Origin of the sequence: Mycobacterium sp. E3339, assembly GCF_001666915.1 — a bacterium.
Classification (GTDB): Bacteria; Actinomycetota; Actinomycetes; order Mycobacteriales; family Mycobacteriaceae; genus Mycobacterium.
This window is the reverse complement of sequence record NZ_LZIZ01000211.1, coordinates 1-26,403: the sequence shown is the minus strand read 5'-3', so window position 1 is coordinate 26,403 and position 26,403 is coordinate 1. Positions and strand designations below refer to the sequence as shown.

Sequence of the window (26,403 nt, the reverse complement as noted above, 5' to 3'; positions counted from 1 at the left end):
CCCTGCCGACCGCTTCATGTCGGGGCGAATTCAGGTGGGGAGCATGTCCTTCCACGTCCTGGGCGCTTTCGGAGCAACGAGGTCCGACTGCTGATACAGCTTCCCGTCCGGGCCGATATAACGACCGGTGCGCGGATCGTACTTTGCCACCACGACCGAGGGCGCGGGTTTGGATGCGTTGGCTCCGAACGAGCTTGGCGCAGCCTGGGGTCCTCCGCCGCCAGCTGTGTCTGCCGGTGCCGGATCGGAAGGAACGGGCGGGGCCAAAGGCGGTGCTGGCGCGGCGGGCGGTGCGGGAAGCTCTCCCGGCGCAGGGACGTCGAGTGGCGCGATGGGCGGAAGCTCCGCCGACATTCTCGACATGGGCGCCAGCGCAAGGGGTCCGGACGACGGCACGGGCGGTACAGCAGCTCCCACCGTGCCCGGTGGGGGATTTTCGCCCCGGGGCCCCGCGGGTGAGCCGCGCGGTACGGCCCCAGGCGGCAGCGGCGTTCCCTCGACTGGGCCGAAAATCCTGTCGTTGGTGGTGATCCGGTCATCGGGCGGGACGCCCTGGGATAGTAGATTCGGATCCAGCGGATAGGGACCGAGGGCGTGCTGGCGCATCGCCAACGGCATGAACGGCTTGTCGCTGTTACAGATTTCGACGGTCGGCGCCCGCTTACCCGGGTGACCCATGCAGGGGTAGTTGCGGGCGCCGCGAACCGCGATCGGTGAATCCTGCGGGAGTTTGCAATACAACCCGTCCGGTGTGTCGATGTCGGTGAGGTCGTCCGGGGATCGCCATGTGTTGGGCGGCATGAAGCCGACCGTGCAGATGGGTGGATCCTCGACCGTGGCTGCGAAGTCACCGTAAGCCCTACCGTCGGGGTGGTTCTCACCCGCAGCGGCCTGCTCGATTGCCACGCCCGACGGAAGCAATACGAGCAGCTGCTCGAGCGAGGGATGGTAGGTGACGCCGATCTGGCCGATGGTGGTGAGGTTGGCAAGCAACACCGGCAGCGTCGGTTTGATTTGTTCGAAAAGCCGGGATGCTTCGTTCGCAGTCTCCGGACCCGTTTGCAGGATGGTGCGGAAGTGAGAATCGTTGGTCACCAACGTATCCGAAATGCCTGCGAAGCTACGCGCCCACGTTCTTATCGAATCGAGGGTGCGCGCCTGGCTGTCCAGCAGCGGCCCGGTGTCTTCGGTGAGGGCCCGGGTGCGATCGACCACGCCGTTGGCGTCGCGGGACAACGTCTGTGACGAGTCGAGCAGTGACCCCAGGTCGTAACCGGAACCGTTGAAGCCCTGGAATGACTCGTCGAGTAATTGGCCGAGTTTGGTCTTCGGGATGCTCTGGACCAACGCATTGACCTGCTCGAGCATTGGGGCGACCGGTTGCGGAATTGTCGTGTCGCGCATGGCAATAACCGAGCCGTCGTGCAGGTAGGGCGGCGAGTCGTTTCTGGGCCGAAGGTCCACGTACTGTTCACCCACCGCGGAGACACTGAGCACCTCGGCGGTCAAGTCCGCCGGGACCTTGGGTGAAGTGCTAAGCGACAGCGTCGCTTTGGCGCCGTTCGGCGTCAAACCCACGGCGGTGACCTTGCCGAGCTGAACTCCACGATAGGTCACGTTGGAGAACCGATACAGGCCGCCGGTGGCCGGCAGCTCCAGCGTCACCGTCATCCGACCGATGCCCAGTAGCGTCGGCGCTTGGATGTAGAACAGGACCATCGCGATCACGCCAATGGTCCCGGCGATCGCGAAGATCGCCAGCTGGATCCGAACGAAGCGCGTCAGCATCTATCCACCGGCTCCCGTTCCAGGCGCCTCTGCGGGCGCCGGCGTCTGACCAGGACCCGCGTCGGGCGGCGAGGCCGCAGCCGGCGGAGGTCCGGGCAGCGGTCCATAATTCCCCAGCCCCGGTCCCGGTACCGCACCCGGCGGTGGCGGGGGCAGCGGTAAGGCATTGGGATCGATCCACGGCGGCCGTAGCGGGTTATGCAGCGGATCGAGTGTGTAATTCAGGCGATACGGGTCCCCGGGCACCGGCGGCTCGGGCATATCCAGCTGTCCCCAGTGCGTCCCCAGCATCAGTCCTCGCTTAAGCCGGGGAATCGTCAGGTCGAAGTCGAAATGCAGGTTGAAGAAGTCGCCTCGGACCGCTCGGTCGACAAAGTTCTGCGTGAACGGGAACACGAACGACCCCGCGATGGCAGCGCCGAACTCCGGTCCGACGTCGGCGAGCGCCTTGATGGTCGGCTCCAGGTTTTTGAGGTTCGTGACCAGATCGGCCTGGGCATCGTTGACCAGTCTGTTGGCGGTGTTGCTGAACACACGGAGGTGGTCCAGGGCGGCCGTCAGACGAGGCCGCTCCCTGGTCAACACCTCGAGCGCCGGCGGTATTTTACGCAGCGCATCGGTAAGAACGTCGCGTTGGTCGGCGAACGTTGCCGACAGCCGATTCAGCGCCTGGATGGAGGCGACGATGTCGTCGCGCTGGTCGTCCAAAGTCCCGACGAATGTGTCCAGGCGGGTAATCAGATCACGCACGGCGCCCTCGTGCCCGGACAGGGCGGCCGAGAAGTTGTGGATGACCTCCCCGATCTGTCCCAGTCCACCGCCGTTGACGACCGCGCCCAGCGACGACAGCGTCTGCTCGGTCGACGGGTAGGCCGATGACCGACTCAGCGGGATGGTGGCGCCCGGCTGCAGCCGTCCGCTTCCCTGCTGACCCGGCGGAGTATTGAGCTCCACATGCATCGAGCCCAGCAGGCTCGTCTGACCGACGGTGGCTACCACATTGGCTGGGACCACCACATCGCGCTTGACCGAGATCTCGACGTCCGCGTGCCAGCCTTGCACCTTCATCGCACCGACACTTCCGACGACGACGTCATCGATCATCACCGGCGAATTCGACTCCATCGTACCGACATTCGGGAGTTCGACGTGGTAGATGTTGGCCCCTGGCCCGCGTCCGACCGCGCCGGGCAGCGGTAGCGAATTCAGGCCGTGGAATGCGCATCCCGTGGCCGTCACCACCACGCAACAGCCGGTGGCGAATACCCGCTTGGCCGCAACCCATGCGCTCATTGTTGTGGCCCTCCGTCTGGCAGCAGCATGCCCGACACGCTGGGCGCCGGCGGTGGTGGCGGTGTCGAAGGCGGGGGCGGCAGCGGCATCGCCGCGCCCGGTATCCGCTCCGGCGGCACCGCCCCCGGGGGGCCGACCGGATCGCCCGGCAGCCCGGTGTAGGCCGACACCGCGGGCGGGATCTCGGGCGGTCCGGGTTTCGGACCCTCGCCGCCGGGCGCCAGGCGCTGTTCGGTGTAGAGAACCTTGGACGGGTCAATCGACTTGTGTAGGAACGGGTTGATGGGAATGGGAGAGTTATTCCAGTTGGTCTGCCGCAGTCCGGGTCCGAGGAACAGCGAGCACAGCTTGCCGGATTCGACCGCCGTGATGTTCTCGATGGCGCCGATTTGCGTGCAGCCCGGTACGGACAGCAGAACCTGACCGCCCCATGTCGGATTCGCCGCATTCATGAGCCCGAATCCTCCGATGATGGTTCCGGTGTCGGCGTTGTAGTCGTTGAAGAAGTTGCCGAACGCGTTCGGCGCCGCGTGCAGAATGTTTTCCAGGGCCATGTGGTGATCGACCAGGTTCTGCGTGACATCGGCCAGCCTGGCGATTTGCTCGCTGGTCTGGTTGCGAGTCCCGGCGATGAATCGCTGCACCTCGCCGACCGCCGTCGACAGATCGGTCAGAGCCGCGTCCAGTTCGGATTTGCTGTCATTGACCACACTGGTGAGCGTGGCCAGGCGGTCATTGAACTGCACGAGCTGGACGTTGCTGTCGCGCAGGGCGCCGACAAAGGTCTGCAGGTTTTTGATGATGTCGACGATGTTGCCGCTGCCGTTGGCGAGGATCCGGCCCACGCCCGACAATTGACCGAGCGTCTGGCGCAGCTTGTCGCCGTTGCCGTCGAGCGCATTGGCGGCGCTGTCGATGAATCGGCCCACCGACGTGCCCGATACCCCGCTCTTGGGCCCCAAATCCGTTGCCAGCCGCATCAACTGGGTTTTGACCTCGTCCCACTCAACCGGCACCGCGGTCCGTTCGACTCCGATGACCGCCCCGTCGCGCATCACCGGCCCACTGTCGCGGTAAGCCGGCGTGAGCTGGACGTAGCGGGAAGCCACCAGATTCGGGGCGACGATAACGGCCTTCGCGTCGGCCGGGATGGGCACGCCGCGGTCGACCGTGAGGACCATCTTGGCCTGGGTGCCTTGCGGCGCAATGGACTTGATGCTGCCGACCTTGACGCCCGAGACCCGTACCTCGTCATGGGGATAGATCGCGGTGGCGGTGGTGAAGTAGGCGGTGATCGTTCGTGGGCCGAAAAACGTATTACGGACCAGCACGGCGGCGGCGGCAATTGTCAGCCCGACCAAGACAACCGCCGTGACGGCCGCCAGCCGCTTGCGCGGAATCCGAGAGGTCATTGTGATCCCCCGATCCGTCCGCCCAACGTGCAGCCAGGGCACTGCGGAATGGAGTTGTACGGCCAGGGGGTCAGCGCCCGAGGTACCGGTGACGGGAAGCCCGGACCCTTTGAAGTATCGAAGGTGCGGAATCCCCAGAGGTAGTCGAAGAACTCCTGGAAAAGTTGCGGGACAAGGAAGTTCGGGACGAACGCCTGGTAGGCGTACATACCGGCGATGGCCTCACCGACCGTGATCTGGAATTTGGCGAGGCCCGGAAGGGCCTTGCCGATGTTGTCTCGGTTCTTTTCCAAGACCGCGAGGACCCTGTTCAGCCTCTCCAGCGTTGGCGCCAAGGTGCTTTCGTTGTCGTGCACCAAGCCCGTCAGCTGCTTGGCCACTGCCGAGGTGTTGGCCAGCAGGTCCACGATCTCTTGCCGGCGTGCGACCAGCACTTGGAGCAGGGAATCGGAGTTGAGGATGAGCTTGTTGACCTGCATGCTGCGTTCGGAGAGTATCCCGGTGACATCGCTGGCGCTTTTGAATAACTCGCCCAGGTTCTTGTTGCGGCTGTTGAGGGTTCGCGATAGCCGGGTGAGCGCGTCGAAGGCCGGCCCCATTTGGGGTGCGATCTGGTCGAGCGTGGCCGCCAGCGTGTCCAACGATTGATTCAGCGCGGCGGTGTTGGTGCCGGCCGTATCCGACGTGAAGTCGCTGACCGCTTCCGTCAGCGAGTACGGAGAAGAGGTGCGCGAGACGGGGATGAGAGCCATCGGGTGCATCGTGCCGGTGCCGGCGGACTCCACCGTCAGCATGCGCTCGCCGAGCAGTGTGCCCGTGCGGATGTGGGCGGACGTTTCCGAGCCGAGCAGGACGTTGCCCTTCATCGCGAACGTCACGAGAGCGTCGCCTTGCCGCAGCTTCACGTCCGACACCGTGCCGACCTTCATCCCCGACACGATTACCGGATTGCCCTTCGCTAGGCCGCCGGCTTCGGTGAACAGCGCCTGGTACCTGACCATCGTCGCCCATTGGATGAATCGGTCGGGTGACAGGCCGACCAGGATGACCATCACCGCCAGGATGACGCCGATGAAGCCAGGCTTCACGAGCTGAGCTCCGCGATACTTGAGCATCAGGGTTCCGTGCACCTTCCTGCATCTGACCGATAGATGTTGGCGCGCACTGTCTTGCCCTGAAGATCTGTGCCGCGGATCCCGAACTGGCAGAGGTAGTACGGGATGGTGGCGCCGTTCACGCCGAGCCGGACCAGCTTGCGGTAGTTCTTCGGCGCCTTCTGAAGTGCGCCGTCGAGGCGGTCCCTGTCGTTATCGAGAATCGGCGCCAGCCGATTCAGCTGAGCTACTGTGCCAGACAGCGGCGGGCGGGCCTCGGCAAGCAGATCCGCCAACGACGCGGTTCCCTTGTCCAAGGCGTCGATGGCGGAGCCGATCGTGTCGCGGTCATTCGACAGGCCGCTGACAAGCTGCTCGAGTCGATCGATCGTGCCAGAGAACTGTTTGCCGTCTTTGGAAACCGTGCCGATCACGATGTTGAGGTTGTCGATCAGTTGCTGCACGGTTTGATCGTTGTCGGCCAGAGCGTTTGAGAACGACGTCGTCTTGGCGAACAGCGAGTCGAGGGTCCCGCCCTGCCCCTGGAAAACTTGTAACAATCCCGCGGTCAACGCGTTGACGTCACGCGCATTCAGGCCTTGGGTGACGGGTTTGAGTCCACCGAGTAGCAGATCGAGGTCTAGCGCTGGCGCCGTCCGGTTGACGGGGATCTGCCCGCCGGCCGGCAGCCGCTTGGTCGAGCCCGGGCCATCGACGAGTTCGAGGTAGCGGTCGCCCACCAGGTTCAGGTAGCGGACCGCCGCCCGGGAGCCCTCCGTCAAGACGATGTTGCGGTCGACGTCGAACTTCACCACGACTTTCTTGTCCGGCTGCAGAGAGACGCCGTTGACGGTGCCGACCCGGATCCCGGCGACCCGCACCGACTGCCCCGGCTTGAGACGCGAAACATCGGTGAACACCGCCGAATACCCGTTCGTCGCACCCGTCCGGTACTGGCCGAAGATGAAGAACAGGAAGGCGGTCAGCGTCGCCATCACGATCGCGAAGATCGTGAATTTGACCAGCGTGGCGCGTGTTCTCATCCCGGTTGTCCGATCTGGGCGGAGTTGCGCGGCGGTCCGGCGATCGGTCCGTACAGCAGCTCTTTGAGCAGATCGGAATTGATCATCAGCTGCGGATTTCCGTACACCACCGGGTCCGCGCCGATGTCGGCAATCAGCTGCGGGGGAGCCGTATTGAACGGCAGCGACGGCAGACCCACGCAGCGCGGACCGCCCGTCGCCGCAACCTTGGGCAGGTTCGTCGGATACCGATAACGTTCGGCACCCCAGACGAGACTCGCCGAGATGTTGATACTGGGTTCCGACAGTGGCGCCGCGTGCGATAGGCGTACGAGTCCGCCAAAAGCGCAGGTAAGCGCGGGGTTGTACTCATTGGTCAGATCGGTGGTTGGCACCAACAGATGCATGACGTCCGTCAGCGGTTGGCGGTTCGTCGACAGGACGTCGTTGCCGATGTCGGCCAATCCGATCGTGCTGATCAGCAACGCATCCAGGTTGTGCTGCTCATCGACAATCGTCTTGCTGATTCGGGTCGCGTTGGCCGCGGTCTTCACTAGGTCGGGTGCCGCGTCGGCATAGGCGTTGGCTACCGCCGGTAAGACCGAGAAGTCATGACGGAACGCGGGCAGGCTCGGCTCCAGTTTGGCCAGGAACGAATCCAGGTCGCTCAGCGACTGACCAAGCTGTGGGCCCCGCCCGCTGAACGCTTGGGCGAGGGCGCCCAGTGACTCGTTGAGCTTGGGCGGGTCGATGTGGCTGAGCACCGAAACCAGTTGCTGGAACACGGTATTGATTTCGACCATGACGTGCTGGCCTTGCAGCGTCTGGCCCCCGTGCAGACGCTGGGCCGCGGGCTGGGCGGGCTCCACCAGCTGGACGGACTTCGCGCCGAACACTGTCGACGACGCGATGTCGACGAGCACGTTGCTTGGGATGAAGCGCAATTGCGACGGGTCCATCGCCAGATGAATGGCGGCCTCGCCGTTGGGCAGCGGCTCGATCGAGGAGACCTTGCCCACCTGCACGCCGCGCATCTTGACCTTGGCGTCGGGATTCATGACAAGGCCGGCTCGTTGCGAGATCACCGTCACCGGCACGGTTTCGGTGAAGGAGCCCTGAAACAGACCGACCGCCACGGCGAAAATCACGCCAATGATGAGAACCGTGGCCAACCCGAGCAGGGGCGGCAGGTAGTTGCGTCCGACCGGTGGCCGGGCGTGACCGGCGCGCGGGTGCCGGCCGCCGACGGCGCCGCGACCCGCTGGCACACTCTGCGTCACTGCCCTTTCACCTCCTTTACTAACCGGACAGGTTGAAGTTGCCGTTCGTACCGTAGATAGACAGCGAGACCAACAGCGTTACCGACACCACGACGATCAGCGAGGTGCGCACGGCGTTGCCGGTCGCGTTGCCGACACCGGCCGGCCCGCCGGAGGCGAAATAGCCGTAGTACGTGTGGATCAGCAGGATGGTGAGCGCCATCAGGATGGCCTGCAGGAACGACCACAACAGGTCTATCGGGTTCAGGAACGTGTTGAAGTAGTGCTGGTACAGCCCCTGCGACTGACCGAGCAGGAACGTCGTGGTGAACTGACTGGCCAAAAACGACAGGATCACGGCGATGCTGTACAGCGGCGTGATCGCCATCATTCCCGCCAGGATCCTGGTGCTGACCAAGTACGAAACCGGCCGAATGGCCATGCTTTCCAGCGCGTCGACTTCCTCGTTGATCCGCATGGCGCCCAGCTGAGCGGTCACCCCGGCGCCGAAGGTCGCCGCCAGGCCGATCCCGGCAACCACCGGCGCCGCGATGCGCACGTTGATGAACGCGGCCAGAAAGCCCGTCAGCGCCTCGATCCCGATGTTGCCCAGCGAGGTGTAACCCTGAATGGCCAGGGTGCCGCCCGCCGCCAGCGTCAGGAAGCCGACGATCACCACGGTGCCGCCGATCATCGCCAAAGTGCCCGCGCCCATGCTGATCTCGGCCACCAGCCGAACGACCTCGCGCGTGTAGTGGGTGGCCGCGAACGGCACCCCGGCGAGTGCCTTGCCGTAGAACAGGGTGTGGTCGCCAATCCGGCCCAACGAGGCGACCGGCCTCTCGAATTGGCGGAACAAACGCGGGTATGCGGCCCTCAGCGCCATTGGCAGCCCCTACTTCGCCGTCATCTTGATGCCGATCGCGGTGACGACCACGTTGACGACGAACAGGGACATGAAGGCATAAACCACGGTTTCATTGACCGCGTTGCCAACGGCTTTGGCGCCCCCGCCGGTGATCGACAGACCCCGATAGCAGGCGACCAAGCCCGCGATAAGGCCGAAAAGCGCTGCCTTGACGCACGAAATGATGACCTCGGGCACGCCGGTGAGCAAGGTGATGCCCGCGGCGAAAGCGCCGGGGTTGACGTCCTGCACGAACACCGAAAAGACGTAGCCGCCCAGCACGCCGATGATGACGACGAGGCTGTTCAGCAGGAAGGCGACCAACCCGGAGGCCAGCATGCGCGGGGTGACGAGCCGTTGCACCGGGTTGATGCCCAGCACTTCCATCGCGTCGATTTCCTCGCGAATTGTTCGCGCCCCCAGGTCTGCACACATCGCGGTGGCTCCCGCGCCCGCCACGATCAGCACCGTGACCAGTGGTCCGAGCTGGGTGACCGCACCGAACGCGGCGCCCGCACCCGATAGGTCCGCGGCGCCCAGTTCCCGCAGGAGGATGTTGAGCGTGAAGCTGACGAGGACGGTGAACGGGATCGCGACCAACAAGGTGGGGGCCAGCGACACTCGCGCGACAAACCAGGACTGCTCCAAGAACTCGCGCCACTGGAACGGTCGGCGGAATGCGAACTTGACCGCATCGGCCGACATCGCGAATAAGGCTCCGACGGCCTGCATGGGCCCCGAAATGTCCCATTTCAGTTTCAGCTGAGGCAATCCCGCCGACCAGCGGTCTGCTCCCCTGGTTGCCATCGGCCTCAAACCCTTTCCTGAGTTATGAGACCGATGGTCTTGTTGTGCGCCGCGTGCTGCGGTAGATTCGGCTCAAGCAACAGCCAAGAGGGCGAGCGGTCGACGGTGAAAAGCCCAGTCGGCAGCCCGAATTCAGCGACCTCGTCGGGCATGACAGCACTGTCCATCCTCACGCCAGGCCCTCCGTTCTGTTGCGTGAGTCGCCGCATCAAAACGTGGGGCCCCATGTCTTGAAGCGTCCGGCGATTATGACTCATGCCGAGTCCGGGCGGAATGGAAAACGCATAACCGTTATCCGACAAGCCATCAGCACACCGCTTATCCGGGGCAGCTTGGTCGCAACCGGCGCGACGGTTGGCTCGAACATGTGGGACACCTCCGGTCGCTGTCGTACTCAAGTGACGGCGCCGGCCGTCTTCAGTTCGATGATTCGATCCCAGTCCAGCCCGAGTTCCATCAGGATCTCGTCGGTCTGCTCGGCGAAGCCGGGCGCGGGACCGGTCTGCGGCGCCGCCACGTCGAACTGGACCGGGTTGGCGACCAGTTCCAGCTCGCCCGCGCGCACCAGGTAGTCGTTCGCCCGAATCTGCGCGTCGTCCGCGGCCTGCAGGGTGTCCTGCACCGGGGCCCACGGCCCGGCGAGCGTGGCGAAGCGTTCGCTCCACTCGGCCAGCGTGCGGGTCGCGATCGCCTTCGTCAGCATCTCCACGGCGTCCGCGGTGTTCGCGGCGATCGATTCCACGGTGACGAAGCGGGGATCATCGGCCAGCTCAGGCAGGTCGACATGCCGGCAGACGTCGGCCCAGAACTTGGTGGGCTGCATCATCACGAACGAGATGTAGCGGCCGTCGGAGGTGGTGTACAGGCCCACCAACGGATTGTTCGGAGCGCCGTGCACGCCCGGCGGCGGCGCTTCCATCCGCTGTCCCAAGTGCTTTGTCAGCGCGACCGTGTGGCCCATCGCCCAGAAGCCACTGCCCAGCAGCGACACATCGACGACCGACGGGTCGCCGGTGCGTTCGCGCTTGAGCAGCGCCGCCGCGATGCCGCCGGCGAGGTTGGTGCCTGAGATGGTGTCGCCGTAGGCCGGGCCGGGGGGCGCGATCATGCCGGGCATTCCCGCCGGGGTGATGGTCGCGGCGGTTCCGGCCCTGCACCAGAACGCGGTCATGTCGTAGCCGCCCTTTTCTGACTCGGGGCCGCGCGGACCGAGCGCGCTCCCGCGGGCGTAGACGATTTTCGGGTTGACCGTACGAATGTCCTCGACGTCGATGCCGAATTTCTTCCGGTGAGCGGGAAGAAAACTGGTCAAGAACACATCGGCCCGGCGGGCAAGCTCGTAGAGCACCTCCTTGCCCTCGGGCACGGACATGTCCAGGCCGATGCTGCGCTTGCCCCGGTTGGCGTGCTCGATGTTGGGGTTCGGGTCGCCCTCGACGCGCAGCATGCCGGTCTGGCGCAGTCCGCGCTGGGGGTCGCCCGTCACCGCGTGCTCGACCTTGACCACGTCCGCGCCCCACTCGGCGAGCACGGCGCCGGCCGAAGGGACGAAGCCGTACATGGCCACTTCCAGGACGCGGATCCCCTCCAGCGGCCTCATGCCCGGGCCACCGCCGCCGGCACCGCAAACGTCTTGCGCTCCAGGAACTCCCCGTCAGGGGCGTACCCGATGACGGCGCCGGTCGCGGGATTGCTGGACGGGAACGTCCTGTCGGTGGCGACCAGTCGGCCACCGATCAAGAGCCGGCGGTCGACGGGTGACTCGGGCGCGGCGTTCTCAATGCTCGCGGTGATCGCAGGCTCTGCCGTGTTCTGGGCCGGCATCCGCACTCCCTAATGTGGTGACGGTCACGATAATTTCATTCTCCTTCCCGGCGAATCTTACATTCGAGTCTCGATAATTCAAGAAACTCTCAGGAATGGGACCGGGCCACTGACCAGCGCCGCAACCGCAAGCGGGGCGCCGGACAACGCAGTTTGACGCAGGCCAAACACGGTTTCCCGAGTGTGTTGCACGCCGCTTCGGCCTGAGAGTAAGGTTCTCATAATTGTAAGCGAGATTCTTTGTGGCTGAGACGGTCACCTCGGGAGTAAAGGTCTCAACGTGAAGACTGCGGTGGTCACCGGTGGCGGGTCCGGCATCGGTCTTGCCGTCGTGCAACGGCTGCGCGCCGACGGGCTGGACGTCGCCACGATCGACCTCCGGCCCTCGGACGACGACCACTCTTTCACCGCGGACGTCACCAACCGATCGCAGGTGGATGCCGCCCTGGCGGCGATCCGCGCCCAGCTCGGGCCGGTCACCGTGCTCGTCAACGCGGCCGGGCTGGACGGATTCAAGCGCTTCAACAACATCACCTTCGACGACTGGCAGCGGGTGATCGACGTCAACCTCAACGGGGTCTTCCACACCATCCAGGCGGTGTTGCCCGACATGCTCGAGGCGAAGTGGGGGCGGATCGTCAACATCTCGTCGTCGAGCACGCATTCCGGCGCGCCCTACATGAGTCACTACGTGGCGGCCAAGTCCGCCGTCAACGGGCTCACCAAATCCCTGGCACTCGAATACGGCCCCAGCGGCATCACCGTCAACGCCGTGCCACCCGGTTTCATCGACACCCCGATGCTGCGCGCCGCGGCGGAGAAGGGATTCCTGGGCGACATCGACGAAACCATCGCCCGAACGCCTGTCCGCCGGATCGGCAGGCCGGAAGACATCGCGGCGGCCTGCGCCTTCCTGATATCCGAGGAAGCCGGCTACATCACCGGGCAGATCTTGGGCGTCAACGGCGGGCGCAACACCTGAGCCGTCCGGCCTCGGCTACGTACTCGAGCCCCAACGAACCACCGCAAGGAGACACCGTGAAGGTCTGGGTTGATCCGGAGCGCTGTCAGGGCCACACCCTGTGCGCGATGATCGCGCCGGAGTCGTTCGAGCTCAGCGACATCGACGGCAGCTCGTCCGCGGTCGACGAAGTGGTGCCGGAAGATCGGCAGGACCAGGTTCGTGAAGCCGCGCAATCCTGCCCGGAGCAGGCCATCATCATCACCGACGACGCCTGAGCCGGCAGATACTGACCGACGAAACACGTAGGGAGACAGAGCGTTGAGTGTCGACGACGTCGTCAGCGGCAGCGACCGCAAGAAAAACACCTTCCACTTCGACCGGCATTCGCCGGAGTACCGGTCGCAGTTCAAGGCGATCACCAAGGAGATGCACGCCAAGTGCCCGATGGCATGGAGTGACACTTACGGCGGGCACTGGGTCGCGGCCGGCAGCCACGAGGTCTTCGAGCTGGCCCGCTGCCCCGCGGTGTCCAACGATCACGACATCCACGGGGAACGCCGCGGCTATAAAGGCATTTCGATCCCCACCGCCAGCCGCGTCAGCGCGGTCCGGGGCGGCATCCTCGAGATGGACGAACCCGAGCACCGCATCTATCGCACGGTGCTCAACCCCTACCTGTCGCCCGCCGCAGTCAAGCGCTGGGAACCCTTCATCGACGACGTGACGCGCGCCTGCCTGGACGAGAAGATCGAGGAGGGCAGGATCGACTTCGTCGACGACCTGGCCAACATCGTGCCGGCCGTCCTGACGCTGGCCATGCTGGGCATTCCGCTGAAGAAGTGGAACATGTACAGCGAGCCGGTGCACGCCGCGGTCTACACCCCCGAGCACTCCCCGGACATCGAGCGCGTCACCGAGATGCACCGCCAGATGGGGCTCGACATGGTCAACACCATGATCGAGATTCGCGAGAACCCGCGGCCTGGAATCGTCAACGCGCTGCTGCAGATGCGCATCGACGGCGAGCCCGCCCCGGATCTGGAGATCCTCGGCAACCTCGGCCTGGTCATCGGGGGTGGATTCGACACCACCACCGCGCTGACCGCCCACTCGCTGGAATGGCTCTCCGAGCATCCCGCCGAACGCGAACTGCTCAGCGAGCAACGCAAGACGCTGCTGGACCCCGCGACCGAGGAATTCCTGCGTTACTTCACCCCCGCGCCCGGCGACGGCCGGACATTCTCCGACGACGTCGAACTCGACGGCACGCGATTCAAAGAGGGGGAGCGCCTATGGATTTCCTGGGCGATGGCCAACCGCGACCCGGCGGTGTTCCACGACCCGGACGACATCGTCCTGGACCGTAAAGGCAACCGCCACTTCAGCTTCGGATTGGGCGTGCACCGGTGCGCCGGATCGAACGTGGCACGCACCGTGTTCAAATCCATGCTGACCGCGGTTCTGGACCGGATACCCGACTACAAGTGCGACCCCGAGGGCACCGTTCACTACGAGACCATCGGCGTCATCCAGGGCATGCGCAAGTTGCCGGCCACCTTCACCCCCGGCCGAAAAATCGGCGAGGGCCTGGACGCGACGCTGGAGAAGCTGCAGCGCATCTGCGACGAACAAGAGCTCGCCAGGCCGATCACCGAACGCAAGGAAGCCGCGGTTATCGACTAGGTGGGCGCGCGACTTCACCCCGGCGACAGCCGGACGCCGACGGCGCCAATTATTACGAGTAGCCATGTTCACGGTGGCCGCACCCTATATTTGGGCCAAGCGCGTATGCAGAGATGGGAGACGCATCGGTGAAGACTTTCGCAGTGAGCCTTGCGCTTGCCATGGTCGCGCTGACTGTCCCGCCCAGCGCCCACGCGGGCATGCCGTATGCCAATTACAGGGTGGACACGACCCGGGACCCCGGCCACAGCTGGATTTGGTCGATCAACCCGTGCGCCCACCCGGAGCCGGAATGCGTGAGCGTGTACGCAACTCCGCAGCCCAACGGGCAAGCGGCGCCCTACCGGGGAGACGCCCGTCTGTCCAACGGCCGCTACACCCTGTCCGTTGATGTGCCCGACGGTGTGCGCTGCGTGGTCCAGTTCTTTCCCTCGCACGACGTGTACTCGTGGGATGCGGTGACGCTGGCGGGTCAAGTCGACTCGACGTTCGACACCGGCTGCGGCGGCGGACCGGGGGGCACCAGCAGTTGGCCCTTCTCGCTCGTGCGATGGTAGCCGCGTGAGAGGTACAGGAGTCGGTTGATCATGAGGGCTGCGGGCAGTAAGCACGATGGCTGAGGCAAAGAAAACGCGGGACGATTCGGCCACTTCGAAAACTGACGTGAAGGCGTTACTCGAGGAAGCCGAGGCCGAGGCAGCCGAAGCCGAAGCGCTGGCCGACGCGGCGCGCGCCCGCGCTCGTGCCGCCCGGCTCCGCCGCGAAGCGCAGGCGGCCGAGGACGCTGCGGCCGCCGAAGCCGGCGAGGACAAATCGCCCGACGCCGGCCAGGACGCAACCGGCACCGCCGAAGCGGAGATCGAGGACGACGTCACCCAAACTGTCGAAGCCACGGATGGCGACGAACCGCAGACCGAGGAGGAAGCGTCCGACGAGCCCCCGGAAGACGCGGAATCGGAGGCCGAGCCCGCACGGTCCCGGCGGCGGCTGCACCTGCCATCGCTGTCGGCGGCGTGGAAAGCGGCCGCCATCGTGCTCATCGTTGCCTTCACCGCGGCCAGCGGATACATGATGTGGAACCGCCATGAAACCGTCGAGCGCAATCAGCGCGCCGCGAACTTCATCGCGGGGGCCCGCCAGGGTGTCGTCAACCTGACCTCTATGGACTTCAACAAGGCTAAGGAGGATGTCCAGCGGGTGATCGACAGCTCGACCGGCCAGTTCCGGGACGACTTCCAGGCCCGTGCAAAGGATTTCACGACCGTCGTCGAGCAGTCCAAAGTGGTCACCCAGGGAACCGTGAATGCGGCGGCCGTGCAATCCATAAACGGGGATTTCGCGTTGGTTCTCGTCGCGGCGACATCGCACATCACCAACGCAGCGGGCGCCAAAGACGAACCGCGCAATTGGCGACTCAAGGTGACCGTCAAAGACGAAGCCGGGCAATACAAGATGTCCAACGTGGAGTTCATCCCATGAGCGAGGACAAGCAGAGCACCGACACCGCCGACGACTCTGCCGAACAGATCGACCGCGATGAAAGCAGCGAGCCTCGCGCGCGGCGGAAAGTGAAAGCCGTTCCCGTCGCCCTGATTTCACTGCTGTTGATTACCGGTGGCGTGGCGACCTGGCTGTATTTCAAGCAATACCGGCCCGATAAACAAACCGACACCCGCGTCGCGAACACCGTCGTAAGCGCGGCGTCCGACGGAACGGTCGCCTTGCTGTCGTATTCGCCCGACACCCTCGACAAGGACTTCGCCGCCGCCAAGACGCACCTGTCCGGCGATTTCCTGTCGTACTACAACCAGTTCACCGACCAGATCGTCGCGCCGGCGGCCAAACAGAAGTCGCTGAAGACCAGCGCCCGGGTGATAGGCGCCGCCGTCTCGGAGTTGCGGCCCGACTCGGCGGTCGTGCTGGTGCTGGTCGACCAGAGCACCACCAGCAAGGACAACCCCGACCCCGCGATGGCGTCCAGCAGCGTGCTGGTGAGTATGGCCCGGGTCAACGGCCAGTGGCTGATCACCAAGTTCGACCCGGTCTAGCCCGCCGCATTGCCCGGGGCGGCTAGCCTCGCGGGAGCCCGAGCACCCGTTGGGCGATGATGTTGCGCTGGATCTCCGAGGTGCCCCCGGCGATCGTGCCGGAGAAGCTGCGGGCGTAGCGCTCGAACCAACTGGCGAAGTAGTGGTCGAGGTTCATGTGCGCGTACGGCCCCGTCAGCCCGGGATGGACGAGCCCGTCGGATCCCGCCGACGTGAGCGCGAGCTCCATGCCGCGCAGCTCGGCCTCGGATCCGAGCAGCTTCAGAACCGAGATCGCCGCCACGTCATCTTCGCCGCGCGCGGCGCGGGCCAGGGCCACTGAACCCAGCAGCCGCAGCGCCTGCTTGTCCATGATCGTGCTGGCGTACTGATCGCGCTCGACCTCCGTGCTGGGGTGGAAGTCGTCGATCATGTTGTCGAGTCGATCGGCGAAACCCAGCCACATCATCGTGCGTTCGTGGCCCAGCGAACCGTTGGCGACCCGCCAGCCCTGGTCGAGTTCACCGACCAGATTCTCCGCCGGCACGCGGACATCGGTGAAGAAGACCTCATTGAAATCCAGGTCGTCGGCACCGCAGATCGACGGGAACGGCCGGCGCACCACACCGGGGGTGTCGGTGGGGATGATCAGCACGCTGATTCCCTTGTGTTTCGGCACATCTGGATTGGTCCGAACGAATGTCAGCAGGACGTCGGCATCGTGGGCGCCCGAGGTCCACACCTTCTGCCCGTTGACCACGAAGTGATCACCGTCCAGCACCGCGCGCGTGCGCAGCGACGCCAAATCGGAGCCCGCGCTGGGTTCGCTCATCCCCAGCGATGCGGTGATCTCGGCCCGCAGGATTGGCACGGCCCAGCGCCGCTTCTGCTCGTCGCTTCCGAACGACAACAGCGAAGCGGCAACGATATTCACGCCCTGCGGGTTGAAGCTGTGGTAGATCCGCCGGCGGCTGAGTTCCTCGAGGTAAACGAACTGCTGGATGACCGTCGCGTTGCGGCCGCCGAACTCCGGCGGCTGGCTCGGCAGCAGCCAGCCGTTGTCGAACAGCAGCCGCTGCCAGTCGCGCGCCCACTGCGGCATGTGCGAGACGGAGCGCGGTCGCTCGAGCGTTTCGCTTGCGGGGGGCAGGTTTTCGTCGAGGAACGCCGAAAACTCGGCCCGGAACTCCTCGACGTCGGAATCAAAAGTCAGCTGCACGGTATTCCTCCGCGATCCGCGCCCGGTGCTCGGCCGCGCCGCCGAGCATCAGCTCACCCGCTTTGGCCCGCTTCAGCGCGAACTGCAGATCGTTCTCCCACGTGAATCCCATTGCGCCATGCAGCTGTAGGCCGTGCCGGAACACCAGCGACTGGCATTCCCCCGCCGACGCCTTGGCCATCGCCGCCGCCAGCCGGCGGCGCGGATCGTTGGCGGCGATCGTCAGCGCGGCGAAGTACGCAAGCGCGCGGGCGCGTTCCACCGCGACGTGCATGTCGGCCGCCTTGTGCTGGACGGCCTGGAACGAGCCGATCGGCACACCGAACTGCTGACGGCTACGCACGTGTTCGAGCGCCAGATCGAGGATCCGTTGGCAGGCGCCGACCATCGTGATCGCCATGCCCGTCAAGGCAATATGCCTCGCGCGCTCGCAATCGACGGCGAGGCGGGCGGTGTCGGGTACGCGGACTTCGTTGAACGACAAGTCGGCGACGTGCAGGACGGGGTCGAACACCGCGACCCGCCGGGCGGTTACCTGATTGGCCCCGGCGAGGAATACCCCGGCGTCGGTCACCACCGCCAGCCGGTCGACCCGATCGCCGTCGAGCACATGGCGCGCGGTCCCGTCCAGCACCCAACCCTCGGCGTCCCGGTGCGCCACGACACCGGCGTACACGGCGGTGCCCGACTGGTGCGGATCGAAATGCTCGGCCGCCAGCGGCGCGAACTGACTCATCGTCGCCAGGAACGGGGTGGGGTCGGTGGCGTGCCCCAGCTCCTCGAGGATGATGGCGAGCTCCACCGTGCTCTCGGGGTCGTTCAGCTCGGTCCAGCCCTGGTCGACATAGGCCTTCCACAATCCTTCCCAGAGGGGCGTTGGGTCGCCATCGTCCTCGGCCACGCTCCGGACCAGCGAGGGCGGGCACTGCTTGGCGACGGCGTCGCGCACGGTGCTCTGCCACAGCCGCTGATCAGCATCGAATTCCAACAGCATCCGCGCCGCCTCCTGTCGTCACCGCCATTGCGAGAATAACATTCTCCGATGTGGAAGTAATAATCTCGGAATCCGGGCATGAGCTCACCAACGGCAGTTGGGGGGCGTTAACCGTCGGCCAGCAGTGCGCCGCCGTAGGACGCCCAGCTTGTGAGGCAGGCGTCCAGGCCGTGGGCGCGGGCGGCCAAGCACCGACATGAATTCACCGGCGGGGTCATGCAATTCGTAGGTCGCCCGGTAGGTGCGGGCGCGGCGGCCGGTGTCTCCGGCGGCGATGGGAGACTGCGGTCGGGGCGAATGCAAGCGCCGACGCCGCCACGACGAAGGAGAAGACCATTGGATCGCGAAACCTACCAGCGGGGACTGCACGTCCGCTCCGAGGTGCTCGGCGAGGAGTACGTCAACCGCGCCCTGGCCGACGCGGACGACTTCACCAGGCCGCTACAGGATCTCGTCACCGAATACTGCTGGGGAGCCATCTGGGGTCGCGAAGAGCTGCCCCGGAAGACGCGCAGCATGCTCAACCTGGCGATGATCTCGGTATTGAACCGGCCGAACGAATTACGCACGCACGTCAAGGCGGCGCTGACCAATGGCGTCAGCCGCGAGGAGATCCGCGAAATCTTCCTGCAGGTGGCGATCTACGCCGGGGTGCCGGCGGCCGTCGACAGCTTCCGCATCGCGCGCGAGGCCTTCGCCGAGCTAGGGGACTAGGGCCGCGTCGTGGAGGTGGGATTCATCGGGCTCGGCAACATGGGCTTTCCCATGGCGCGCCGCCTGATTCAGGAAAGCCATGAGGTCGTCGCCTTCGACACCCGCGAGGCGGCGCTGCGGCGCATCGTCGACCTCGGCGCGCGCGCCGCGTCGTCACCGAAGGAAGTCGCCGACCGTACCGAAACCGTAATGGCCAGCCTCCCGACGCCGCTCGCCTCGCTCGAGGTCGCGACGCGCGTTCTCGAGGGGGCGCGGGTCAAGCGCTATGTCGACCTGTCCACCGTCGGCAGCCGCACCGCCGTGCAGATCCATGACCGACTCGCCGAGCGAAACATCGCGGCACTCGACAGTCCGGTCAGCGGCGGGGTCGGCGGAGCGGAGAAGGGCGCGCTCGCGGTCATGGTGTCCGGCCCGCGCGCCGAATTCGACGCTGTGCGAACCACACTCGCGGTGATCGGCCGGCCCTTCTACGTCGGGCCCAAACCCGGCTCGGCGCAGACGATGAAGCTGGCCAACAACATCCTGGCGGCCAACGTCCTGGCCGCCACCGCAGAGGTCGTCGTGATGGGCGTCAAGGCCGGTCTCGACCCCGGCGTGATGATTGAGGTGCTCAACGCCGGCTCGGGCGCGACCAGCGCGAGCCGCGACAAATTCCCCCGCGCGATCCTCCCGCGGACCTTCGACTACGGGTTTGCCACCGGGTTGATGGTCAAGGACGTGCGCCTGTATCTGGAGGAGGCGGAGGCGCTCGGCGTGCCGACGGACGTCGCCGCAACCATCGCCCGCCTCTGGGAGCGGACCGCGGATGACCAGGGCGCCGATTCCGACTTCACCGCGGTGATCAAACCTTTCGAGAAGGCCGCCGGGGTGACCGTGGGCAGCCCGAACGAGTAAGTCCGTCGGCGCGCTTCGACCGGCGCCGGACCTGCGGTCGCGACGACGAGAATGGTATTATTCCGATTTAAGAACGATACTTGCACGCTAACTGCGAAAGTGCCCTCCACCAGGGACGATGGTTAAACGAAACGCTTACGGGAAACACATTGATGGACCGCTGAAGAAAATGTTAGATTATCTATCATATGACCCGAGTGGGGTCGCTTCGACTGCCGATGGATGGCCTTCGTGATCGAACACGCCGACGGAACCCGCACACCGCTCATCGACGCGAGCGTGCACATCTTCTTTCCGTCCAACAAGGCGCTGCGGGAGACCCTGCGCGAGCCGTTCAAGAGCCGCGGCTTCCCCGATTACGAGATGGACTGGTACGGGGCACCGGGCGGTGAATACGCGCCCGACACCGAGGGCCCGGACCGCCAGTACCCCGGCTCGGACCCGGAATTCGTTGCCAGCGAACTCTTTTCGAAGCGCGGCGTCGACATCGCGGTGCTGCACCCGATGGCGCGCGGCATCATGCCGGACCGCCACCTGGGCAGCGCCTTGCACGCCGCGCACAACGAGATGATGGTGTCGAACTGGCTGGAATCCAACGAGTTCGGCGAGCGGTTCCGCGGCACCATCCGGGTGAACCCCGACGACATCGCAGGCGCGCTGCGCGAGATTGAGCGGTGGCGCGCGCACCCGCGGGTGGTCCAGATCGGCGTCCCCCTGCAATCCCGCGACCTCTACGGCAAGCCGCAGTTCTGGCCGCTGTGGGAAGCCGCCGTCGACGCCGGCCTCCCGGTGGCCGCCCACATCGAAGTCGGCTCCGGCATCGCCTTTCCGCCAACCCCGAACGGCAACACCCGCACCTACGAGCAGTACGTCAGCTTCATGGCGCTGAATTACATCTATCACCTGATGAACATGATCGCCGAGGGCGTGTTCGAGCGCTTCGACGGCCTGAAATTCGTCTGGGGCGACGGAGCGGCGGACTTCTTGACGCCGTTCATCTGGCGGATGGACACCTTCGGCCGGCCCCACCTCGAGCAGACGCCGTGGGCGCCGCGGATCCCCAGCGACTACCTGCCCGGCCACGTGTATTTCGTTCAGGGCAGCCTCGACGGCCCCGGTGACACCGAGTTCGCCGGCGAATGGTTCGGCTTCACCGGCAAGGACGACATGGTGATGTTCGGCTCCAGCTACCCGCACTGGCAGTGCGGTGACATCGCGAAGCTTCCCCGCGCGCTGTCGGCGCAACAGCGCGAGAAGCTGTGCTGGCGCAACGCGGCGCAGCTCTACAACATAGACATCCCCGCCGGAGTTGGCGCACAGTAGAAGCACGACGTGAGACCGAGGAGTTTGCGATGACGTTGACCCATTCGCAGGAGCGGGTCCCCGCTGCCGAGCGCATAGCCGTCCGCTGCGTCGACTCAGACGTCCACCCCGCACCCAAGCGCGGCGAACTCCTGCCCTACATCCCAGAGCCCTGGCGCAGCAAATACTTCCTCACGCGCACCGTGGGTGAGCAGATCTACTACGACGCCCCCGACTACGCCCACTCCTACGCGATGCGAGTGGACTCCTTTCCCCCCAACGGCGAATTCCCTTGCAGCGACCCGGATATGGCGTTTCGCCAGCTGATCATGGAGGCCGGTTCCGACATCGCGATCCTGGAACCCGCCGCCTACCCGGCGCGCCTGCCCGAGGCGCAGCACGCGATGTCGAGCGCGCTGAACGAGTGGCAGGCCAATCACTGGCTGGACAGCCACAACAACTGGCACCAACGGTGGCGGGGTTCAATTTGTTGCGCCATCGAGGAGCCGGAAGAATCGGTCCGCGAGATCGAGAAATGGGCCGGGCACCCCTATATGGCCCAGATCCTGATCAAGGCCGAGCCGCGGCCGTCCTGGGGTCACCCGAAATACGACCCGATCTGGGCCGCCGCCACCAAGCACGACATCACCGTGAGCTGCCACCTGTCGCGCAGCCAATTCGACGAGCTGCCCATCCCGCCGGTGGGGTTCCCCAGCTACAACCACGACTTCATGGTGACCTACTCGCTGTTGGCGGCAAACCAGGTGATGAGCCTGATCTTCGACGGCGTGTTCGACCGGTTCCCGACGCTGCGGATCGTCTTCGTGGAGCACGCGTTCAGCTGGATCCTGCCGCTGATGTGGCGCATGGATTCGATCTATGAGGCCCGCAAATCGTGGGTGGAGATCAAACGCAAGCCCTCGGAGTACGTCAAGGACCACATCAAGTTCACCACCCAGCCGCTGGACTATCCCGAGGACAAGACGGAGCTGACCCGCGCGTTGGAATGGATGGAGTGCGAGAAGATCCTGCTGTTCTCCTCGGACTACCCACACTGGACGTTCGACGACCCCCGATGGTTGGTCAAGCACCTGCCCAAGGCGGCCCGAGACGCGGTGATGTACAAGAACGGCATCGCCACCTATCACCTGCCCGAGACCGTGCCGGTCCTCGAGGGTCAGACCCGGGTGCTCTGAGTTGACGGAAGAAACCAAGCGGCCCGAGCCCCGTCTCGCCCAGGGCCGTGAGCACGTTGTCGCCACGGTCGACGAGATCCCGCCGGGCAAGCACAAACTCGTGCCCATCGGGCGCCACGGCGTCGGCGTCTACAACGTCAACGGCAGCTTCTATGCCATCGCCAATTATTGCCCGCACCAGGGCGGTCCGCTCTGTTCGGGCCGCGCGCGGGGACGCACGATCGTCGACGAGACCACCCCGGGCGACTCGGTCATGGTTCGTGACCTGGAGTACATCTATTGCCCTTGGCATCAATGGGGTTTCGAGCTGGCGACCGGCACCACCGCGGTCAAGCCCGAATGGAGTATCCGCACCTACCCGGTGCGCGTCGTCGGCAACGACGTTCTGGTGCAGGCCTAACCACAGGAGAATTCGGGTGCCTTCAATCGAGATCAACGGGGGAAATGTCGTCTACGAAATCCTCGGGGAATCCGGAGATCTCATTGCCCTGACGCCGGGCGGCCGGTTCAGCAAGGAGATCGAGGGCCTGCGCCCGCTTGCCGACGCGCTTGCCGCCGGCGGCTACCGCGTGTTGTTGTGGGACCGGCCCAACTGTGGCGCCTCCGATGTGCAGTTCTACGGCCAGAGCGAATCGCACATGCGCGCCGAGACGCTGCACAAGCTGGTAACCGGGCTGGGCTTCGAGCGCTGCATTCTCGCCGGCGGCTCCGGCGGCGCAAGGGATTCCATGCTCACCACGATGCTCTACCCCGAGATGGTCACCAAGCTCGTGGTGTGGAACATCGTCGGCGGCATCTACGGCACCTTCGTGCTCGGCTCCTTCTACATCGTGCCGAGCATTCTCGCGGTGCGCGGCACCGGGATGGACGGCGTGGTGAAGGTGGCCGAGTGGCGCGATCGCATCGAGGAGAACCCGAACAACAAGCAGCGCTTCCTCGACTTCGACTCCGGCGAGTTCCTCAAGGTGATGCTGCGCTGGCTCAACGCTTTCGTTTCCAAACCGGGGCAGACGATCCCGGGCGTCGAGGACGAGATGTTCGACCGAATCAAGGTGCCCACGTTGATCATTCGTGGCGGCGAGAACGACATGGATCACCCCAAGCGGACCTCGCTCGAGGTCAGTTGCCTGATCAAGGGATCGAAGCTGATCGATCCGCCGTGGCCGGAGGACGCGTGGGAAAGGGCGGCCGAGGACCGTGCGGCGGGCCGGGTGCAGCACTTCAACATGTTCGACACGTGGGTGCAGGCCGCGCCCGCGATCCTCGAGTTCCTCGGCTCGTGACGGCGCTAGCGGGTGCGGATGTGAACCTCGCAGTTGAGCGACGCCTCCAGGGCCGTGTGCACCCGGCTCTCCGGGATGCGTTCGAGGTCGGACTCCCGCAGCGTCACGTACACAATGTCGAAACCGTCGTCGCCCGGCGTCCGCTCGATGTCACCGGTGAGCCCGAAGCCGGACAGCACCCCGTGCGCGTCGTCGTCGGTGCCCCGGCTGATGAAGGTGACCACCCCCGGGACCGGTTTTGCGGCGAATACCTTGGCGCACAACCGCATCGCCGTACTCCTGGCCGCTTCCACGTCTTCGGCCCCGATCAGCAATTCGACTTCACGGCGGCCCGCGGGCATCGCCGCGAGGTCGTTCTCGACCACATCGGCCCCCGCCGCACGCGCAAGCCCGAGGAGCTCCGCCATGCCGTCTCGTAGCTGCGCGGCCGTGCAGGAGCTCGCCGGGTCGACGTTGACGCGCACCACCGCAGTTCGCATGTGCGCAAGCCTAACTAAGACGATGGCAGGCCAGCCGTGAACACCACCCAATCCACTTCCGTCACCACCGCCACCCCGCCCGGGCTCGAACCCCGGCTGCTGGCCGGCCAGCGGGAAGATCTCGCGGCCTATCGAAGGCTCGCCGGGTACCGGCCCCTCGCCGGCACCGAGGAATTGCTACGCGAGGTCGAATCCAGCGGGCTGGTCGGTCGCGGCGGCGCGGCCTTCCCGCTTGCGGTGAAGTTGCGCGCGGTGCGCGACAACGGGCGCATCGCCGGCGGCGACGTCGTCGTCGCCAACGGTGAAGAGGGTGAGCCGGCTTCGGTCAAAGACCGCTGGCTGCTGCGCAACCGACCCCACCTGATCCTGGACGGACTGCGGTTGGCCGCCGCGATGGTCGAGGCCGAGCGCGCCCACGTCTACGTGTCCGACCCGGAGTCTGCGCACAGCGTCGAAACCGCCCTGGGCGAGCTCGATTCCGGCGCGCTCGGCGGTGTCACGGTCGGCATGTTTCACGTGCCGCCCGGCTATGTGGCCGGCGAGGAGACCGCCGCCGTCCGAGCGATCAACGGCGGCCCGGCCAAGCCGACGGACAAGCCCCCGCGCCCCTTCGAAACCGGCGTCGACAATCGCCCGACGTTGGTGAGCAACGTCGAAACCCTGGCCAATCTGCCCTTCCTGCGAGGCCACGGCTCGACCGCGTTCCGCGCGCAAGGCACGTCGCTGTCCCCGGGCACCTTCCTGGCCACCATCACCGGGGCAGGCCGCCCGCCCGTCCTCTATGAACTCCCCCACGGTCTGCCGTTTACGGAACTTCTTGCGCTGCACGGTGTTTCGCACGACCAGGTGCGCGGTGCGCTGATGGGCGGCTACTTTGCCGGCCTGCTCAACCGCACCGTGCTGGACACGACCTTGGACCACGAAACCATGCGGCGCCTCGGCAGCGGTCTGGGCTGCGGCGCGATCTCGGTGATCACCGACGACTGCCCCGTCGCCGTCGCGGCGTCGGTACTCGCCTACTTCGATCGGGAGAACGCCGGGCAGTGCGGATCGTGCTTCAACGGGACCGCGGCGATGGCGGCCGCCGCCGGCGCGTTGCGCGACGGCGCCGCCACGACGGAAGACGTTGAACGGTTGCGCCGCTGGTCGGTGCTGCTGCGCGGCCGCGGCGCGTGCGCGACGCTGGACGCCGCCACCAACGTGGCCGCCAGCTTGCTCTGTCAGTTCCCCGCCGAAGTAGCCGCGCATCTCGACGGCACCTGCCAGGGCTGCGTCCGCGGCGTGTTTCGCGCCGAGCGCCCCTACGAGGCGGAACGGAGGCACGCATGAAGATCCGCCTGGACCGCACCGTCTGTGACGGCTTCGGCATCTGCGCGAAGTACGCGCCCGGATACTTCTCACTGGACGACTGGGGTTACGCGTCCCTCATCGGCGATGGCACCGTAGCGGAGTCCGATCGCGACGCGGTCATGCGCGCCCTGATGGACTGCCCCGTGCACGCGATCGCCGAGATCGGCGAGCGCACCTCCCCCGCCCCGCACCCGCCGCTCACCGACGCCGAGGATCCCGCCGCGCACCTGAAAACCGAAGAGAACGAGGCGGAGTGGGGTTTCACGCGCTGATCACAGCGCGGTAGTGAGCGCGGCCAGGCGGCCCCGCTACGGCACATACCGGTCCCACTCGAACGGCACCACCGTGAAAAACGGTGCGGCGAACAAGGGTTGGACACCCGGGTCCGCCCAGCGGGCCGCGAGCACCGGACCCAGCCGAATGGCGGTGTCAACCGGGTCGTCGTCGAGGAAGCAATACGTGATGGACTGCCCCCCTTGGGCGCTGGCCAAATTCGCGTCGACCCGCCGCGAGAGTGCGGACCAGACGCCCGCGACGCCGGCCACCTCCACGAGCGGGTCCGTCGCCGCCGATCCCCGCTCGACCAACACGAACGCGCCCCGCACGGGCAGCCAGGGCAGGACGTCCGACCCGACCTTGACCCGAGGCGAGGCCGCCTTGCTCTGCACCTCGTAAACTCCGCGCTCGACGGGCGGCAGCAGCGGGATCTTACGGCCGGCGTTCCCGAGTGCCGTGGACAGCTCGTTGAATCCGCGCAGTCCGGCCGGGTCGGTGAAGAAGTACGTCATCACGTGGTCGACCGCGTCCAACGGTCCCCCGTCGATCGCCCGGGCGGAGCGGCAGGCGGGCGTCGACACCAACCGCAACGAGGCGCGCACCGCGGCCAACCGGT

At 65.8% G+C, this 26,403-nt stretch carries 28 protein-coding genes and 2 pseudogenes; 14 read left to right on the top strand and 16 right to left on the bottom strand.

Translation table 11 applies throughout. The features are described 5' to 3' along the window. Window positions 1-30 precede the first annotated feature (30 nt). From A5702_RS19410 to A5702_RS19365, 11 genes and pseudogenes are all read right to left on the bottom strand, one after another. The gene (locus tag A5702_RS19410; RefSeq protein ID WP_068222803.1) at window positions 31-1,788 is read right to left on the bottom strand and encodes an MCE family protein; all 1,758 of its coding nucleotides are present in this window, start codon (window positions 1,786-1,788) and stop codon (window positions 31-33) included. Further along, window positions 1,789-3,081: an MCE family protein gene (locus tag A5702_RS19405; protein ID WP_068222801.1), complete on the bottom strand. Its 1,293-nt coding sequence runs from the start codon at window positions 3,079-3,081 to the stop codon at window positions 1,789-1,791. Continuing rightward, on the bottom strand, window positions 3,078-4,493 hold the full coding sequence (locus A5702_RS19400) for an MCE family protein (protein ID WP_055400309.1): 1,416 nt from the start codon (window positions 4,491-4,493) through the stop codon (window positions 3,078-3,080). Before A5702_RS19400 ends, A5702_RS19405 begins: the two co-directional genes overlap by 4 nt. Continuing rightward, complete coding sequence (locus A5702_RS19395) at window positions 4,490-5,608, bottom strand: MCE family protein (protein ID WP_068222842.1); 1,119 nt, start codon at window positions 5,606-5,608, stop codon at window positions 4,490-4,492. The genes A5702_RS19400 and A5702_RS19395 overlap by 4 nt, the downstream gene beginning before the upstream one ends. Further along, on the bottom strand, window positions 5,608-6,630 hold the full coding sequence (locus A5702_RS19390; RefSeq protein ID WP_068222799.1) for an MCE family protein: 1,023 nt from the start codon (window positions 6,628-6,630) through the stop codon (window positions 5,608-5,610). Before A5702_RS19390 ends, A5702_RS19395 begins: the two co-directional genes overlap by 1 nt. Continuing rightward, on the bottom strand, window positions 6,627-7,889 hold the full coding sequence (locus A5702_RS19385) for an MCE family protein (RefSeq protein WP_055400313.1): 1,263 nt from the start codon (window positions 7,887-7,889) through the stop codon (window positions 6,627-6,629). Before A5702_RS19385 ends, A5702_RS19390 begins: the two co-directional genes overlap by 4 nt. Before the next feature lie 19 nt (window positions 7,890-7,908). Further along, window positions 7,909-8,754, bottom strand: coding sequence for an ABC transporter permease (locus A5702_RS19380; RefSeq protein WP_055400314.1), 846 nt, complete (start codon window positions 8,752-8,754; stop codon window positions 7,909-7,911). A gap of 9 nt (window positions 8,755-8,763) precedes the next feature. After that, window positions 8,764-9,582, bottom strand: coding sequence for an ABC transporter permease (locus A5702_RS19375; protein ID WP_055400316.1), 819 nt, complete (start codon window positions 9,580-9,582; stop codon window positions 8,764-8,766). A gap of 5 nt (window positions 9,583-9,587) precedes the next feature. Further along, window positions 9,588-9,734, bottom strand: coding sequence for a hypothetical protein (locus tag A5702_RS26475; protein WP_156349438.1), 147 nt, complete (start codon window positions 9,732-9,734; stop codon window positions 9,588-9,590). A 242-nt stretch (window positions 9,735-9,976) separates the two neighbouring features. Next, on the bottom strand, window positions 9,977-11,182 hold the full coding sequence (locus tag A5702_RS19370; protein WP_055400318.1) for a CaiB/BaiF CoA-transferase family protein: 1,206 nt from the start codon (window positions 11,180-11,182) through the stop codon (window positions 9,977-9,979). Next, window positions 11,182-11,406: pseudogene (locus A5702_RS19365) on the bottom strand (aldehyde dehydrogenase); the annotation flags it as partial. The gene A5702_RS19370 and the pseudogene A5702_RS19365, both read right to left, overlap by 1 nt. Before the next feature lie 280 nt (window positions 11,407-11,686). Here A5702_RS19365 and A5702_RS19360 point away from each other — a divergent pair. The 6 genes from A5702_RS19360 to A5702_RS19335 all read left to right on the top strand — a co-directional run bounded on the left by A5702_RS19360 (window position 11,687) and on the right by A5702_RS19335 (window position 16,101). Then, window positions 11,687-12,388 (top strand): SDR family NAD(P)-dependent oxidoreductase, encoded by a 702-nt coding sequence (locus A5702_RS19360; protein WP_055405713.1) that lies wholly within the window; start codon window positions 11,687-11,689, stop codon window positions 12,386-12,388. A 56-nt stretch (window positions 12,389-12,444) separates the two neighbouring features. Beyond that, entirely contained in the window at window positions 12,445-12,645 is a 201-nt protein-coding gene (locus tag A5702_RS19355; protein WP_055405378.1) for a ferredoxin, read from the top strand. A gap of 43 nt (window positions 12,646-12,688) precedes the next feature. Then, window positions 12,689-14,053: a cytochrome P450 gene (locus A5702_RS19350; RefSeq protein ID WP_055405379.1), complete on the top strand. Its 1,365-nt coding sequence runs from the start codon at window positions 12,689-12,691 to the stop codon at window positions 14,051-14,053. 113 nt (window positions 14,054-14,166) lie between these two features. Then, on the top strand, window positions 14,167-14,610 hold the full coding sequence (locus tag A5702_RS19345; RefSeq protein ID WP_197281331.1) for a hypothetical protein: 444 nt from the start codon (window positions 14,167-14,169) through the stop codon (window positions 14,608-14,610). Between the two features lie 55 nt (window positions 14,611-14,665). Then, complete coding sequence (locus tag A5702_RS19340; RefSeq protein WP_068222797.1) at window positions 14,666-15,532, top strand: hypothetical protein; 867 nt, start codon at window positions 14,666-14,668, stop codon at window positions 15,530-15,532. Continuing rightward, on the top strand, window positions 15,529-16,101 hold the full coding sequence (locus tag A5702_RS19335; protein ID WP_068222794.1) for a hypothetical protein: 573 nt from the start codon (window positions 15,529-15,531) through the stop codon (window positions 16,099-16,101). Before A5702_RS19340 ends, A5702_RS19335 begins: the two co-directional genes overlap by 4 nt. A gap of 22 nt (window positions 16,102-16,123) precedes the next feature. Here the strand turns inward: A5702_RS19335 and A5702_RS19330 are convergent, their stop codons facing one another. The 3 genes and pseudogenes from A5702_RS19330 to A5702_RS25865 form a co-directional block, all read right to left on the bottom strand. Further along, complete coding sequence (locus tag A5702_RS19330) at window positions 16,124-17,299, bottom strand: acyl-CoA dehydrogenase family protein (RefSeq protein ID WP_067817251.1); 1,176 nt, start codon at window positions 17,297-17,299, stop codon at window positions 16,124-16,126. Beyond that, window positions 17,283-18,293, bottom strand: coding sequence for an acyl-CoA dehydrogenase family protein (locus A5702_RS19325; RefSeq protein ID WP_068222791.1), 1,011 nt, complete (start codon window positions 18,291-18,293; stop codon window positions 17,283-17,285). The genes A5702_RS19330 and A5702_RS19325 overlap by 17 nt, the downstream gene beginning before the upstream one ends. A gap of 119 nt (window positions 18,294-18,412) precedes the next feature. Continuing rightward, window positions 18,413-18,566, bottom strand: a pseudogene (locus tag A5702_RS25865) (nitroreductase); the annotation flags it as partial. A 63-nt stretch (window positions 18,567-18,629) separates the two neighbouring features. On the opposite strand from A5702_RS25865, the gene A5702_RS19320 reads away from it, so the two are divergent. From A5702_RS19320 to A5702_RS19295, 6 genes are all read left to right on the top strand, one after another. Continuing rightward, complete coding sequence (locus A5702_RS19320) at window positions 18,630-19,007, top strand: carboxymuconolactone decarboxylase family protein (protein WP_055405385.1); 378 nt, start codon at window positions 18,630-18,632, stop codon at window positions 19,005-19,007. A gap of 9 nt (window positions 19,008-19,016) precedes the next feature. Then, the gene (locus A5702_RS19315) at window positions 19,017-19,901 is read left to right on the top strand and encodes an NAD(P)-dependent oxidoreductase (protein WP_055405386.1); all 885 of its coding nucleotides are present in this window, start codon (window positions 19,017-19,019) and stop codon (window positions 19,899-19,901) included. Window positions 19,902-20,132: 231 nt separating this feature from the next. After that, the gene (locus A5702_RS19310; RefSeq protein WP_068222840.1) at window positions 20,133-21,224 is read left to right on the top strand and encodes an amidohydrolase family protein; all 1,092 of its coding nucleotides are present in this window, start codon (window positions 20,133-20,135) and stop codon (window positions 21,222-21,224) included. Between the two features lie 29 nt (window positions 21,225-21,253). Next, a complete protein-coding gene (locus tag A5702_RS19305) occupies window positions 21,254-22,399 on the top strand; it encodes an amidohydrolase family protein (protein ID WP_055405449.1) in 1,146 nt (381 codons plus the stop codon). A gap of 1 nt (window position 22,400) precedes the next feature. Further along, window positions 22,401-22,799 (top strand): Rieske 2Fe-2S domain-containing protein, encoded by a 399-nt coding sequence (locus tag A5702_RS19300; protein ID WP_055405450.1) that lies wholly within the window; start codon window positions 22,401-22,403, stop codon window positions 22,797-22,799. A gap of 16 nt (window positions 22,800-22,815) precedes the next feature. Beyond that, window positions 22,816-23,682 carry an alpha/beta fold hydrolase gene (locus A5702_RS19295; protein WP_055405451.1) on the top strand — a complete coding sequence of 289 codons (867 nt, stop codon included), beginning with the start codon at window positions 22,816-22,818 and terminating at the stop codon, window positions 23,680-23,682. 5 nt (window positions 23,683-23,687) lie between these two features. Here A5702_RS19295 and A5702_RS19290 read toward each other — a convergent pair whose 3' ends face one another. After that, window positions 23,688-24,161, bottom strand: coding sequence for a hypothetical protein (locus tag A5702_RS19290; RefSeq protein ID WP_055405452.1), 474 nt, complete (start codon window positions 24,159-24,161; stop codon window positions 23,688-23,690). A 36-nt stretch (window positions 24,162-24,197) separates the two neighbouring features. Between A5702_RS19290 and A5702_RS19285 the strand changes: the two genes are divergently transcribed. Together A5702_RS19285 and A5702_RS19280 are read left to right on the top strand one after the other, a co-directional pair. Beyond that, window positions 24,198-25,490, top strand: coding sequence for an NADH-ubiquinone oxidoreductase-F iron-sulfur binding region domain-containing protein (locus A5702_RS19285; RefSeq protein ID WP_068222789.1), 1,293 nt, complete (start codon window positions 24,198-24,200; stop codon window positions 25,488-25,490). Continuing rightward, entirely contained in the window at window positions 25,487-25,783 is a 297-nt protein-coding gene (locus A5702_RS19280) for a ferredoxin (RefSeq protein ID WP_055405454.1), read from the top strand. Before A5702_RS19285 ends, A5702_RS19280 begins: the two co-directional genes overlap by 4 nt. A gap of 36 nt (window positions 25,784-25,819) precedes the next feature. Here A5702_RS19280 and A5702_RS19275 read toward each other — a convergent pair. Further along, window positions 25,820-26,403: hypothetical protein (locus A5702_RS19275; protein WP_068222787.1), on the bottom strand; the 584-nt coding region annotated here is incomplete at its 5' end.